Origin of the sequence: Variovorax sp. OK212 (assembly GCF_900112425.1) — a bacterium.
GTDB lineage: Bacteria > Pseudomonadota > Gammaproteobacteria > Burkholderiales > Burkholderiaceae_C > Variovorax.
Genome location: NZ_FOLP01000010.1, coordinates 94,935 through 108,054, shown reverse-complemented (window position 1 = coordinate 108,054; position 13,120 = coordinate 94,935). Strand labels below are relative to the sequence as shown.

Genomic DNA, 13,120 nt, shown 5'->3' with positions numbered 1-13,120 from the left:
CAGGGAAACCGCAGGCCGACCCGCCTGTGGTTTCGTTCTGCGGCGGAAAAGACAAAAGCCTTGCAAGTCATTGACCTGCAAGGCTTTTATTGTTGGTGGCTCTTCACGGATTCGAACCGCGGACCTGTGGATTATGATTCCATCGCTCTAACCGACTGAGCTAAAGAGCCGTTCAATGCTGTTTAGCACCGAGCCAAAAATTATAGCCCAGGTTTTGGGCCGAGTTCAACTCCCCGCCGGCAACTTCCCCAATTCCTCGGAAACCAGGCGCACGACCAGCTTGTCGAGCGTCTGCACCGAGTAGTTGCCGACGTCGTGTACGGTCTGCGTTCCCGCACCGCTCGCCGGGTTCGCCGCCTCCTTGTAGGTCAGGAACACGAAGCGCCCGCCCGTGTACTGCGCGATCTGCCGCTGGATGTACTCCCCCTGCTTGTCCAGGCCCGACGCGCCCACGCTGAACACCTTGATGCCCTTGCCCAGCGCGGCGACCATGTCGTCGTCGTACTGCGGGCCGCCGTAGTCCAGGTGCGGCGGCGCGTCGGCCAGCAGCACCACCAGGCGCGTGGTGCCGTTGCCGCGCCAGCTGAGCTTGTGGACGGTCTCGTTGAGCGCCTCGTTCATGGCCTCGGGGTAGTCGCCGCCGCCCGCGGCCTGCAGCCTGTCGAGCACGCCCTGGAAGGCGTTCAGGTCGTTGGTGAAGTCGTGGCGGCGCACAAGAAAGTCATCGGTGCGGTCGCGGTAGGCCACCAGGCCGAAGCAGGTGTCGGGACGGCTCGGCAGCTTGGCCACCTGGTCGGCGATGGTGCGCAGCGTGGTCTTGAGCTTGGCGATCTCGTCGTCCATGGAGCCGGTGGCGTCGATCAGGAAGACCAGGTCCAGCGCTGCGCGCTTCGGCGCCTCGCCGGGCTTGCCGTCGAGCACCACGTCGACGGCGTTCTTCTGGCCGCGCTGCAGGAAGGCCGTGCCCTGCCGCCCGTTCTTGCGCACGGTGACTTCATACACCTCGCTGTGCGTCTTGTCGAAGGCGTTCGGGTGAAGCCAGGCGCGCCCGCCGGCGTCGGTGCGGGCCCACATGGCGGCGCCGCTCGGCGCCTGCACGGCCACTTCGGCATCGGGCACGACGGTGCCGCGCGCGTCGCGCACCTGCAGCAGGTAGCGCGCGCTGATGTCGCGTTCGCGGTGGACCACCTGCGTGCGCTCGCGGAAGGCCGTGTACTCGCCGAAGTCGGCGTTGTCGTCGACCATGCCGGCGGTGACGGGTTCGTTGGCGGGGCGAGGGGCTTGGGCGGGCGGCTGGGCGGCGATGCGCGGCACGGCGGGAGAAGCAGGAGAGGCGGGAGCAACAGGCGCAGGCATCGCAACAGCCGCCTCGGCCATCGGCGCGACCGGCGCGGCCAGCGCACCCGCGACCTCCGCGCGCGACGATTTGCGCAGCGCCTCCGGCGGCGCCGACGCATCGGCCAGCGCGCGCCGTTCCCGCGTGTCGCGCCGTTCGAGCTGCGCGTTGCGCTGCATGCCCGGCGTCTCGTGCGTCTGGATCGGCCGGGCGCAGCCGGTGGCCGACGGTGCCTCGAAATTCGGCACGGCCTGCATCACCTGCGCGCGGCTGTCGGGCGCCGGCGTCGGCCACTGCACGGCACCGGCCATCGCCGGGGGCTCGGTGGCGCCGCAGGCCGACAGGAGCAGTTGGGCGCACAGCAGCACGACGAGCGGCCTGCGGAACCGAGGGGCGAAAGCGTGGGTCATGGAAGGACTCCGGGTGGTTGGATGCAGGCTGATACGGCGGGCCGTGCGGAACGGGGTCAAGCCCGCGCGATCTTTTTTTGCCGCTCCGAACCCCGATGCCTTTCGCCGCCCGTACAAGCTCGGGTGAGAATCCTTCGATGTCCGCGCTCCCCCGCGCCCCTTCCGCCAAGAACGCCCTCGAGCGCCAGGCCATGCCCGACGACCAGTTGATGCTGGCCTACGCGCAAGGCGACGCTGCCGCGTTCGACGTGCTCTATGCGCGCCACGAAGGCGGGCTGTTCCGCTTCGTCAAGCGGCTGCTGGGTGCGCGGCTCGCGGCGCAGGCCGACGAGGTGTTCCAGGACACCTGGGTGCGGATCATCTCGGCGCGCGAGAGCTTCTCGCCGCAGGGCGCGACCTGGCGCACCTGGGCCTTCACCATCGCGCACAACCTGGCCATGGACCGCCTGCGCGTGAGCGGGCGCGAAGTGACGCTCGACGCGCATGCCGACGACGACAGCGACCCCGTGCCCACGCTCGAGCGCGGGGTGCGCGGCGCGGTCGATGCAGCCGCGCATCCGTCGGCCGAAGAACTCGCGTTCTGGCGCGCCGCCGGCCGGCGGCTGCTGGCCTGCCTCGACGAACTGCCGACCGACCAGCGCGCCGCGTTCCTGCTGCACCATGAAGACGGGCTGACTGTCGAGGCGCTGGCGTCGAGCCTGGAGATCGGCTTCGAGACCGTGCGCAGCCGGTTGCGCTACGGCTTGCAGAAACTGCGTGCCTGCATGGAGCGCTACCTGGCGGTGCTGGAGCAACGGGCATGAGCGGCAACACCACCGGCTTCGACAACGACAACGATCGCGATCGCGGCGATGACCTGCGCGACCCGGCGCTGCGCCGCGCGCTGGACCACGCGCCCGACCGCGACGCCGCGCCCGATCCGCGCACGCGCGACGCGATCCTGAAGATGGCGCACAACCTGGCCGCGGCGCCGATGCCGGCGTCGGGCGCTGCCGCCAACAGCGCCAGCGTGCTGCCGTGGTGGCGCCGCCTGTTCGGCGTTGGTGAGCCGCGTTCGCGCATGCCGTGGAATGCGGCCTTCGCCACGGTGCTCGTGGCGGCGTTCGTCACCGTGCTGTGGCGCAGCGAGCCGGTGCCCGAGGCGTGGCTCGACGGTGAGGCGCGTGTCGGCGGGGCGGCTTCGCCCGCAGCACAAGCGCCTGCCGCATCTTCGGCACCCGCGGCACCCGCGGCACCCGCGGCGGCCACCGCGCCTGAACCCGCACCGCCACCACCGGCTGCGGCGAAGCAGGCGCCGGCTGCCGCGCCGACTCCCGCCACACCTGCACCCGCGATTGCCGCCGAGCAGCGCGCCAAGGCGCTGCGCGAAGCAGCGTCAGCGAAGGAAACCGAGCGCGCCCAGCCGTCGCGCAAGCAGGCGGCGCCCGCGCCCGCGGCCGTGGCCGTGGCCGTGGCCCCTGAGCCTCCAGCCATCGTGGCCGAGCAGTCGGCGCCCGCACCCGCACAGGACGAACGCCGCGAAGCGCGTGTGGAAAGCGAACGCCAGCGCGCCTACGCCGCACCTGCTGCTCCCGCAGCCCCCGTTGCTCCTGCTCCAGCCGCGGCACCCCCGCCGGCCATTGCCGCCGCACCGCTCGCGCGCCAATCGCAGGACGCATCGGCCCTCGCCAGCCAGGGCGGCGGCGCCAACGCGCAGGCGTCCGGCGCGTTGCGCGACAGCGCACCGCGCGCGGCGAAAGCGGCGCCGCTTCAAGCCGCCGCACCGTCGTCCTTCTCCGCGCTGGAGCGGTGGACGTCTCTCAGCTCAGGCGCCGGCGCGCGGCGCGCGCGTGGCGATGTCGAAGGGCTTGCTGCGTTGGTGGGCACCGTGGCGCGTTCGGCCACCGCACCCGATGCATCGCTCGACGCACCGGTGGAGGCGCGCCTGTCGCTCTATCGCGGCGACACGCTGGTCGCGGTGCTCGAGATCGCGGGCGACCAGGTGCGCTGGACGCCGCAGCCCGGCGGCACCGCACGGGTCGGCACCCCGCCGGCGCAGGCGCTCGATGCGCTGCGCTCGCTGCTGGCGCGCTGAACGAAAGACCCCGGCAGGCGACCGGGCGAGCCTGCGATCAGGGCGGTCAGGCGTTCTTGAAGTCCGGTGCGCGCTTGTTCAGGAAGGCGTCCATGCCTTCCTTCTGATCGACGGTGGCGAACAGCGCGTGGAACAGCCGGCGCTCGAACATCACGCCGTCGCTCAGGCCGCCTTCGAAGGCGCGGTTCACCGATTCCTTGGCCGCCATCACCGAGATCTGCGAGAAGCCGCAAATGATCAGGGCGGCGCCCAGCGCCTCGTCGGCGAGCTTTTCGTAAGGCACCACGCGGCTCACGAGGCCCGCGCGCTCGGCTTCTGCGGCGTCCATCATGCGGGCGGTGAGCACCATGTCCATGGCCTTGCTCTTGCCCACCGCGCGTGGCAGGCGCTGCGTGCCGCCGGCGCCGGGGATCACGCCGATCTTGATCTCGGGCTGGCCGAACTTGGCGGTGTCGGCCGCGATGATGAAGTCGCACATCATCGCCAGCTCGCAGCCGCCGCCCAATGCAAAGCCGGCCACCGCGCCGATCACCGGCTTGCGGATCGAGCGGATGGTTTCCCAGTTGCGCGTGATGTAGTCGCCCTTGTACGTGTCGATGAAGCTGTACTTGGCCATCGCGGCGATGTCGGCACCGGCGGCAAACGCGCGCTCGCTGCCCGTGAGGATGATGCAGCCGATGGCCTCGTCCGCGTCGAAGGCCTTCAGGGCCTGGCCCAGCTCGGTCATGAGCGCATCGTTGAGCGCGTTCAGTGCCTTCGGGCGGTTGAGGGTGATGATGCCGACCTTGCCTGCTTCGGTCCGCACTTCGATGTTTTCGTAGCTCATGGTGTCTCCGGGGGGAACGGGGGGAACGGGGAAAAACGCGCTTCACTATACCCAGCATGGCCGGTGCGGGTGGCAGGGCGCTGCGAGTTCCCATAGAGTGCCCGCCATGAGTTCCAACTACGCCTACCTGTTCGTCGCCATCGTGGCCGAAGTGATCGCCACCAGTTTCCTCAAGGGCTCGGACGGCTTCACGCGGCTGTGGCCCACGCTGGCTTCGGTGGCCGGCTACGTGGTGGCCTTCTTCTTTCTCTCGCTCACGCTGCGCACCATTCCGACCGGCATCGCCTACGCGATCTGGTCGGGCGTGGGCATCGTGCTGATCTCGCTGGTGAGCTGGCTGTGGTTCGGCCAGAAGCTGGACGGCCCGGCCATCGCGGGGCTCGGGCTGATCATTGCGGGCGTGGTGGTGGTGAACGTGTTCTCGAAGTCGGTTTCCCACTGAGCGGCAAGGGCGACCGTCTCTAGTTGAGAATTGCTCTCATCTAGAATGCCAGGCATGGAGTTGCCGATGCAAGAACATGCCGTGTTGCTGCGGGCCTATGCCCGCGTGCAGGAGCGTTGCTCGCGCCTGCTGGTCGAGCAGGCCGCGCTCGTCGAGAGGCTGGAGGCGCAGATCGTGCGCCTGCGCGGCGCCCTGGTGGCGCGCGACTCGGCCATTGCCATCGTGCGAGAGGAGCTTGCGGTGCGGGCCGCCGCCGGTGCGGCGCTGCCCAAGCGGCTGAGCGGCTTGCTGGCGCCGGGCAGCCGGCGCCACCTCATGACGCCTGCGCCGCAAGTGCCGGCCGACCTGCGCGAGAAGGCCGTGCTGTGCGTCGGCCACCAGGATGAAGCAGAGGCACCGTCGCTGGCACGCCAGCTGGTCGAGATTGCCGGCGGCCGCTACCTGCACCACGACGGCGGCGACGACGCGGACGACCCCGCGCTCGAAGCCAGCCTGCGCGCGGCCGATCTCGTGATCTGCCAGACCGGCTGCGTGAGCCACGGCGCCTACTGGCGCGTGCAGGACCATTGCCGGCGCACCGGCAAGCCCTGCGTGCTGGTGGGCGAGCCGCAGCCGATGCTGTTCGTGCGCAACCCCGCCGCGGCGGAAAGCGCCTAGCTAGCCCTTCAACCAGTTCGCCACCTTGGTGGCGTCGTGCGCGAACAGGCGCCAGGTGGTCACGCCGGCCGGCAGCACGAGTGGCAGCTTGATGAGCTTGCGGTCGCGCGCGACGATGGCCGTGCACTTCGTGGCATCGCCCAGGTACAGCGCGAGGTCGTCGAGCTTGGCGATGCGCCAGGCCTGCGCCGGGCGTTGCGAGCCGCTCGAGCTCTTCTTGCCGGTGGCGGGCAGCTCGATGCCGATCCACTCGTCGTTGGCGGAGAACCCGGCCTTCTCGGCGGCGCCACCGCGCAGCACCACCTTCACCTGCACGCTGCCGCTGGCTTCGGTCACGCGCATGCCGAGCGTCTGCGCCTGCTGCGACGGGTCTTCGAGCGTGGCCACGCCGTGCACGCGCAGCAGTTGCGCGAGCGGGAGTTCGTCGGTCGAATGCACCCAGCGCGCGAGTTCGTCCGCGTACGAGCGGCCGCTCACGGCCTCCAGCGCGGCCGCGATGTCGGCCTCGCTGATCGGGCCGCCGCCGCTGTGCGTCCACAGGTGGCGCATCACGTCGTCGAGCGAACCCTTGCCTTCGTGGCGCAGCGTCAGGTCGAAGCACAGCGCCACCAGCGCACCCTTGGTGTAGTAGCTCACCGTGCTGTTGGGCGTCTGCTCGTCCTGGCGGTAGTACTTGACCCAGGCGTCGAAGCTCGCGTCGGCCACCGGCTGCACGAGGCGGCCCGGTGTCTGCATGACCTGGTTGAGCGTCTTGTTCAGCAGCCGCAGGTAGGCCGAGTCGTCGATGCGCCCGGCGCGGCGCAGCAGCAGGTCGTCGTAGTAGCTGGTGAAGCCCTCGAAGAACCACAGCAGCTGCGTGTAGTTCTCGCGGCTGTAGTCGTAGCGCGCGAACTCGGCCGGCCGCATGCGCTTGACGTTCCAGGTGTGGAAGTACTCGTGGCTGATGAGGCCCATCAGCGTGGTGTAGCCCTCGGGCTGCTTCTTCTTCTCGCCGCGCTGGGGCAGGTCGCGGCGGTTGCAGATCAGCGCCGTGGAGTGGCGATGCTCGAGCCCGCCGTAGCCGTCGTCCACCGCATTGAGCATGAACACGTAGCGGTCGATCGGCAGCTTCGGGCCGCCGCGCTTGCCGGCCTTGTCGCCGTGCCAGAAGCGGATCTCGGCTTCGCAGATGGCTTGCGTGTCGGCGATGAGCCTGTCGCCGTCGAACGAGGCCGCGGCACCCGCGACCACGAAGCGGTGCGGCACGCCGCAGGCGTCGAACTCGGCGCTCCAGAAGGCGCCCAGCTCGACCGGGCTGTCGGCCAGCTCGTCGTAGCCCGAGGCCTGGTAGCTGCCGAAGCCGTACCTGTCGGCCTTCACCGGTACCAGGGCGGTGGCGCACGACCAGCGTGCCGCATCGGCGGGCAGCGCCGGCGCCACGATGTCCATGGCGTGCGGCGCGTCGGTCTGGCCTTCGACCCGCAGGCACACGCTGGTGCCGTTGAAGAAGCCGCGCTCGGTGTCCAGCCAGGCGGTGCGCACCGAGTTGTCGTAGGCGCAGACCTGGTAGTGCAGCACCAGCGGCTGGCCGGGCGTGCATTCGACCAGCCAGCTGCATTTGTCGAGCTGCATCAACGCCGGCTTGCGGCGGCCCTGCGTGGCGCGCAGGCCCTGCAGGTTCTTGGCGAACTCGCGCACCAGGTAGCTGCCCGGAATCCACACCGGCAGCGCCACGCGCTGCTGCGCGGCGGGCGAATCGATGGTGAGCGTGACGGAGAAGAGATGCGCATGCAGGTCCGCGCATTCGACGCGGTAGCGCACGCCCGCGGTGGACTTGGCAGCCGTCGCCGCCGCGCGTGTGGCGCGGGTGGCGGGCGTGGCCGGGGCGGTGGGGGCTGTTGGCGTGGCGGCTGCGGTGGCGCGGCGCGGTGCGGTCCGGGTCTTCGTCGCCATCAGCTGGACGAGGCGGCGAGTTGCTTCTCGACCTGCTCTGCGGGAATGGCGCCGGGCGTGCGGGTGCCGTCGCTGAAGATCAGCGTGGGCGTGCCGGTGATGTTGTACTTGCGGCCGAAGTCGACGTTGCGCTGCAGCGCGGTCACGTCGCAGCTGCTGGGCGCGGTGACCGGCTTGGCGCTGGTTTCCATCCAGTCGCCCCAGGCCTTGCCCTTGTCCTTGCTGCACCAGATGTCACGCGACTTGACGTTCGAATCGGGGCCCAGCACCGGGTACAGGAACAGGTACACGGTGACGTTGTCGACCGCCTTCATGTCCTTCTCGAAGCGCTTGCAGTAGCCGCAGTTCGGGTCTTCGAACACCGCCAGCTTGCGCTTGCCGTTGCCGCGCACGATCTTGATCGAGTCCTTCAGCGGCAGCTGGTCGAAGGCGACCGCGCTGAGCTTCTCCACGCGTTCCTCGGTCAGGTTCTTGCGCGTCTTCACGTCGATCAGGTTGCCCTGGATCAGATAGTTGCCCTGTTCGTCGGTGTAGAAGATCTGCGCGCCGTTCACGCGCACTTCGTACAGGCCCGGCACCGGCGCCTTCGTCACTTCCTCGATGGGCGGGAACTGCGGAATGCGCGCAGGCAGGTTCTTGCGGATCTCGGCTTCGCCGGCGGTGGCGGCCACGACCGCGCCCAGCGTGCAGGCGGCGAGAAGGAGGTTGCGTACGAGTGTCATCGGGAGATCCGTTGGTTCGGTTCGAAAAAGAGGTGCGAAAGCCGCGGGCCGTCAGGCCTTCAGCCCCATGGCTTGCGCCGTGATCCAGTGCTTGACCAGGCGCGTGCGGTCGAAACCGCGCATGCCCCAGTTGCGCAACGCAGGCAATGGACCCAGGTTGTGCGAGAAAAGTTGCTGCAATCCGTCGGTCGCCAGGCTCATCTGCAGCACGTCGGCACGGCGGGCGCGTTCGTAGCGGCGCAGCAGGCGCGGGTCGCCCACGCTGCGCCAGTAGTCGCGGTTCTTGATCACCTCGGCCAGCGCGGCCGCGTCGGCCAGGCCCAGGTTCAGGCCCTGGCCCGCCAGCGGGTGCACCGTGTGCGCGGCGTCGCCCGCCAGCGCCCAGGAACGGTTCGGCTGGCCGGGCATGGCGCCGGTCCAGCGGTCGGCAATGGCGCGGGCCAGCGGCCAGGCGCCGCGCTCGCTCGTGAGCTTGAGCGCGCCCAGCGCATGGTGGCTGGCCTCGGTGATGGCGGTGTCGAACGCTTCGTCGCTTTGCGCCAGCAGCTCGGGCGCGCGCAGCTGGTCGACCGACCACACCAGCGCCACCGTCTTGCCGTGCGTGCCGCCGAGCGGCAGCAGCGCGAGCACCTCGCCCCTGTCGTTGAACCACTGGCGCGCAATGCCGTCGTGCGACTGCTCGGCCTCCATGCGCGCAGCAATCGCGTGCTGCGGATAGCGCGTGACCTCGTAGCTCACGCCCAGCGCCTCGCGCGTGGTGCTGGCCTTGCCTTCGCACACCACGGTCAGCGGCGCGGCAACGGGGGCGCTCACCACCTCGATCTGGGGCTGGAAGCGCACCGCGTCGGCCAGTTGCTGTTCGAGCGCGGGCACGTCGACGATCCAGGCCAGCGCATCGACCTTCTGGCGCGCGGCGCTGAACTGAACCCGGCCGCCTTCGTCGCCGTGCACCAGCATTTCGCGCACCGCGGTGGCGTGGGCCGCGTCGGGCCAGGCGCGCAGCGATTCGAGCAGGGTGCGAGAGGCGGTGTTCAGCGCATAGGCACGGATGTCGCGGATGTCTTCCTTGCCCGGCGTGGCCGGCGGCACCACCAGCGCGACGCGCACCCGCTCGCGCGCGAGCAGCAGGGCCAGCGTACGGCCGACGATGCCGGCGCCGCGAATGCAAACTTCTGGGGGGAGAGCCATGAAACGATTGTAAGAACAAGCCCGCCCGGGCGCGCCCCGCGCCTTTCCCCCGGGAAGCGAAGGTCTTCCGGCCGCCGCGGCGCGCGAGACACGATGCGGGACAATTGCCGCCGAATTTCAAGGAACCCCCACCGTGTCCCAGCCCGCTTTCGACCTCGAAGCCACCATCGCGCGCCTGTTCATCTACCCGGTCAAGTCCTGCGCCGGGGTCGAGCTCCCCGAAATGCTGCTGACCGAGACCGGCCTGGAGTTCGACCGCGCCTGGATGGTGGTCGACGCCCAGGGCGAATTCGTCACCCAGCGGCAGCTGCCGCGCATGGCGCTGGTCAAGCCGCAGATGAAGCACATGGAAGTGGTGCTGCGCGCCCCCGGCATGCTGGCGCTGCACCTGGCCTTCGACCGGGTCGAGAAGCCGGTGCGCGTGCGCGTGTGGAAGGACGAAGTGGCGGCCTACGACATGGGCGACATCGCCGCCCAGTGGTTCAGCGACTTTCTCTCCGAGCCCGGCAAGCCGCAGACCCTGCGGCTGGTGCGCTTCGACCCCGAGCAGAAGCGCCTGTCGAGCATGAAGTGGACCGACGGCGTGGAGGCCGAGAACCAGTTCGCCGACGGCTTCCCGGTGCTGGTGGCCAGCGAGGGCTCGCTGGCCGACCTGAACGAGCGGCTGGCCGCGGCCGGCCACGACGCGGTCGGCATCGAGCGCTTTCGCCCGAACATCGTGCTGTCGGGCATGGAGTCGCACGACGAGGACCGCGTCGACGCGCTGCACATCGGCACCGCCGAGGGCGAGGCCGAGCTGCGCCCCGTCAAGCCCTGCACGCGCTGTCCGATTCCGGACATCGACCCGGCCACGGCCCTGAGCAGCCCGGAGGTCGGCGACATGCTGCGCACCTACCGCAAGGACCCGCGCGTGGACGGCGGCATCACCTTCGGCATGAACTGCATCGTGATCCAGGGCGTGGAATACACGCTCAAGGTGGGCCAGGCCGTGGGCGCGAACTACAGGTTCGAATGACCTGACCGGCGCCGGGCCGGCGGCTCGGAAGTCAGAGGTGAGAAATCGAAAGTCAGAAGTGCACGCCGGCGATCAGCATGATGTTGGCGTAGGGCGTGCACTCGCCCGTGCGCACGACGGCGCGGGCCTTGGCGCTGCGGCGCTTGAATTCCTCGTGCGACACCGTCTGCGGCGCGATGCCGAGCGACCGCGGATACCAGCCCGGCAATTGCTTCGCACCGTCCAGCGCCTCGTCGGCCACGACGATGCTTTCCACCTGCATTTCCGACAGCACCGCCTGCAGCACGTCGGTCAGCTGCGGCACGCCGCGCGCCACGGCCAGGTCGATGCGCCGCGGGCCGTCGGGAATCGGCAGGCCGGCGTCGCCGAGCACCAGCATGTCGCCGTGCCCGAGCGAGGCGATCACGTGGGACAGTTCGGCATGCAGCAGGGCGGTACGTTTCACAGCGAGGTCCAGTCGGGTGGCATGGGGCTGCGCAGCACGGCGTCGCGCAGCGGAATGGAGGGTTGGGCGCCGGCCTGCTGGATGCACAGCGCCGCGGCGCGGATGCCCAGGCGCACGGCCTCGTCGAAGGACTGGCCTTCGCCCAGCGCCACCGCCAGCGCGCCCAGGAAGGTGTCGCCGGCGGCCGTGGTGTCGACCGCCTGCACCTTCGGCGCGGGGTGGTGACGCGCGCCGCTGGCGTCGACCGCCACCGCGCCGCGCGCACCGAGCGTGACCACCACGCGGGCGATGCCCCTGGCGCGCAGGGCCTGGCCGGCCTGCGCCGCTTCCTGCGGCGTGTCGGCGGACTGGCCGCACAGCGCCTTGGCCTCGATCTCGTTGACCACCAGCGTGTCGATCTGCGGCCACAGCGGCGCGGCAATGGGCTGCACCGGCGACGGATTCAGCAGCACCTTGCAGCCCGCGGCGTGCGCCACCGCGATGGCGCGCGCGACCTGGTCCATCGGCGTCTCGAACTGCGTCACGAGAAAGGCGGCGCCCTGCACCTGCCGTTGCAGCGCGGCCTCGTCGATCCGGACCTTCGCATTGGCGCCGGGAACGATCACGATGCGATTCTGGCCGCCGTCCTCCACGAGGATCAGCGCCGTGCCGGTGGGCTCGCCGGCCACGGTGCGCAGCGCGGTGGTGTCGATGCCGTCGTTCTCCAGCGCCGTGCGCAGGGCCGTGCCGTGCGCGTCGTCGCCCACGCAGCCGATCATCTGCACCTGGGCGCCTTCGCGCGCGCAGCTCACGGCCTGGTTCGCGCCCTTGCCGCCGGGAATGGTGGCGATCGAATGGCCCTGCAGCGTCTCGCCGGCCGCCGGGGCGTGCGGCACGCGCAGCACCAGGTCCATGTTGAGGCTGCCGAGCACCACGATGCGCGGCGGCGGGGGGCTGCTGGAGGCGGTCTTCGGGTTCACGGAGCTCACAGGGTTCGCGGACATCACGGGGTTCGGGACTTTCGGGTTGCCGTTGCAGGCGTTTCGCTGGCAGGCACGGTGGTCTCGCGGAAGCTCGCGTGCCGCGCGGTCGAGGCGCGCACGCACAGCTCGGGCTGCAGCACCACCTTGCGCGCGTCGCGGCGCTTGCCGCCGACGCGTTCGAGCAGCATGTCGACCGCCAGCGCGCCGATGCGCTCCTTGGGCTGCGCCACGGTGGTGAGCGCGGGGCTCGTGTAGGCCGAGAGTTCGATGTCGTCGAAGCCGACGATCGAGAGCTCGTCGGGCACGTGCACGCCGCTTTCATGCGCCGCGCGCAGCGCGCCGATGGCCATCAGGTCGTTGCAGACGAACACGGCCGACGGCTTCTTCTCGGTGCGCAGGATGGCGTGCATGGCCTCGTAGCCGCCCTGGCTCGTGAAGCCGCCGCGCCACAGCAGCGAGTTGGCGTCGGCAATGTCGGGGGTGGCGCCGGCCTCGGCCAGCGCCATGCGCCAGCCCTCGATGCGCTGCTCGCTGGGCATCACGCCCACCGGCCCGCCGATGCAGGCAATGCGCTTGTGGCCCAGCGACAGCAGGTGGCGCACCGCGAGCAGGCCGCCCTGCATGTGCGCGGTTTCCACCAGGTCGCAGCTCGGGTCGGCAATCTCGCGGTCGACCAGCACCGTCGGCACGCGCAGGCCGTGCAGCTGCTGCACCAGCGAATGGTCGTCGCCCGCGCCGGTCGACACCACGATCAGCCCGTCGATGCGGCGCTCGGCCAGCACCTGCAGGTACACGCTCTGGCGGTGGGGCTCGTCGTCGGTGTTGCACAGCACCAGCGTGTAGCCGGCGCCGAAGCAGCGGTCTTCCACGATGCGCACGATCTCGGCGAAGTAGGGGTTCGAGCTGTTCGGAATGAGCATGCCCAGCGTCGAGGTGGTGTTGCTCTTCAGGCTGCGCGCCATCGCGTTGGGCACGTAGCCCAGCTCGCGAATGGCCAGCTCCACGCGCTCGCGCACCTTGGGGCTCACGTGGCGGGTGTCGTTGACCACGTGCGACACGGTGGTGACGGAAACCTCCGCCTTCAGTGCGACGTCCTTGATGGTGGCCATGG

General features: G+C 70.1%; 13 protein-coding genes and 1 tRNA gene. 5 read left to right on the top strand and 9 right to left on the bottom strand.

Annotated features, from left to right (window positions below; genetic code table 11):
* Positions 1 to 93: 93 nt before the first annotated feature.
* Positions 94 to 170: transfer RNA gene (locus BM004_RS25610), tRNA-Met, on the bottom strand.
* A 55-nt stretch (positions 171 to 225) separates the two neighbouring features.
* Positions 226 to 1,746, bottom strand: coding sequence for a VWA domain-containing protein (locus tag BM004_RS25605; RefSeq protein WP_093217839.1), 1,521 nt, complete (start codon positions 1,744 to 1,746; stop codon positions 226 to 228).
* Positions 1,747 to 1,883: 137 nt separating this feature from the next.
* Between BM004_RS25605 and BM004_RS25600 the strand changes: the two genes are divergently transcribed.
* Together BM004_RS25600 and BM004_RS41550 are read left to right on the top strand one after the other, a co-directional pair.
* On the top strand, positions 1,884 to 2,549 hold the full coding sequence (locus BM004_RS25600; protein ID WP_093130433.1) for a sigma-70 family RNA polymerase sigma factor: 666 nt from the start codon (positions 1,884 to 1,886) through the stop codon (positions 2,547 to 2,549).
* A complete protein-coding gene (locus BM004_RS41550) occupies positions 2,546 to 3,820 on the top strand; it encodes a hypothetical protein (RefSeq protein ID WP_177206602.1) in 1,275 nt (424 codons plus the stop codon). The genes BM004_RS25600 and BM004_RS41550 overlap by 4 nt, the downstream gene beginning before the upstream one ends.
* 46 nt (positions 3,821 to 3,866) lie before the next feature.
* Here BM004_RS41550 and BM004_RS25590 read toward each other — a convergent pair whose 3' ends face one another.
* Positions 3,867 to 4,646, bottom strand: coding sequence for an enoyl-CoA hydratase (locus BM004_RS25590; RefSeq protein ID WP_093217838.1), 780 nt, complete (start codon positions 4,644 to 4,646; stop codon positions 3,867 to 3,869).
* A 106-nt stretch (positions 4,647 to 4,752) separates the two neighbouring features.
* On the opposite strand from BM004_RS25590, the gene BM004_RS25585 reads away from it, so the two are divergent.
* Both BM004_RS25585 and BM004_RS25580 read left to right on the top strand, forming a co-directional pair.
* Positions 4,753 to 5,088 carry an SMR family transporter gene (locus BM004_RS25585; protein WP_093130430.1) on the top strand — a complete coding sequence of 112 codons (336 nt, stop codon included), beginning with the start codon at positions 4,753 to 4,755 and terminating at the stop codon, positions 5,086 to 5,088.
* A 66-nt stretch (positions 5,089 to 5,154) separates the two neighbouring features.
* On the top strand, positions 5,155 to 5,745 hold the full coding sequence (locus tag BM004_RS25580; protein ID WP_093217957.1) for a DUF2325 domain-containing protein: 591 nt from the start codon (positions 5,155 to 5,157) through the stop codon (positions 5,743 to 5,745).
* On the opposite strand, the gene BM004_RS25575 is transcribed toward BM004_RS25580, so the two are convergent.
* The 3 genes from BM004_RS25575 to BM004_RS25565 are packed head-to-tail and all read right to left on the bottom strand — an operon-like array spanning position 5,746 to position 9,587.
* Positions 5,746 to 7,677: a M61 family metallopeptidase gene (locus BM004_RS25575; protein ID WP_256220047.1), complete on the bottom strand. Its 1,932-nt coding sequence runs from the start codon at positions 7,675 to 7,677 to the stop codon at positions 5,746 to 5,748.
* The gene (locus BM004_RS25570; protein WP_093130429.1) at positions 7,677 to 8,399 is read right to left on the bottom strand and encodes a DsbC family protein; all 723 of its coding nucleotides are present in this window, start codon (positions 8,397 to 8,399) and stop codon (positions 7,677 to 7,679) included. The genes BM004_RS25575 and BM004_RS25570 overlap by 1 nt, the downstream gene beginning before the upstream one ends.
* A 51-nt stretch (positions 8,400 to 8,450) precedes the next feature.
* Entirely contained in the window at positions 8,451 to 9,587 is a 1,137-nt protein-coding gene (locus BM004_RS25565) for an FAD-dependent monooxygenase (RefSeq protein WP_093130428.1), read from the bottom strand.
* Between the two features lie 133 nt (positions 9,588 to 9,720).
* Between BM004_RS25565 and BM004_RS25560 the strand changes: the two genes are divergently transcribed.
* Complete coding sequence (locus tag BM004_RS25560) at positions 9,721 to 10,602, top strand: MOSC domain-containing protein (protein ID WP_093217836.1); 882 nt, start codon at positions 9,721 to 9,723, stop codon at positions 10,600 to 10,602.
* 52 nt (positions 10,603 to 10,654) lie between these two features.
* Here BM004_RS25560 and rbsD read toward each other — a convergent pair whose 3' ends face one another.
* Genes rbsD through BM004_RS25545 form a run of 3 tightly spaced genes read right to left on the bottom strand, consistent with a single transcriptional unit; the run spans position 10,655 to position 13,118 of the window.
* Positions 10,655 to 11,047 carry a D-ribose pyranase gene (gene rbsD / locus BM004_RS25555; protein ID WP_093130426.1) on the bottom strand — a complete coding sequence of 131 codons (393 nt, stop codon included), beginning with the start codon at positions 11,045 to 11,047 and terminating at the stop codon, positions 10,655 to 10,657.
* Complete coding sequence (gene rbsK, locus BM004_RS25550; RefSeq protein ID WP_093217835.1) at positions 11,044 to 12,030, bottom strand: ribokinase; 987 nt, start codon at positions 12,028 to 12,030, stop codon at positions 11,044 to 11,046. The genes rbsD and rbsK overlap by 4 nt, the downstream gene beginning before the upstream one ends.
* Positions 12,030 to 13,118 (bottom strand): LacI family DNA-binding transcriptional regulator, encoded by a 1,089-nt coding sequence (locus tag BM004_RS25545; RefSeq protein ID WP_093217833.1) that lies wholly within the window; start codon positions 13,116 to 13,118, stop codon positions 12,030 to 12,032. The genes rbsK and BM004_RS25545 overlap by 1 nt, the downstream gene beginning before the upstream one ends.
* Between the last annotated feature and the right edge of the window lie 2 nt (positions 13,119 to 13,120).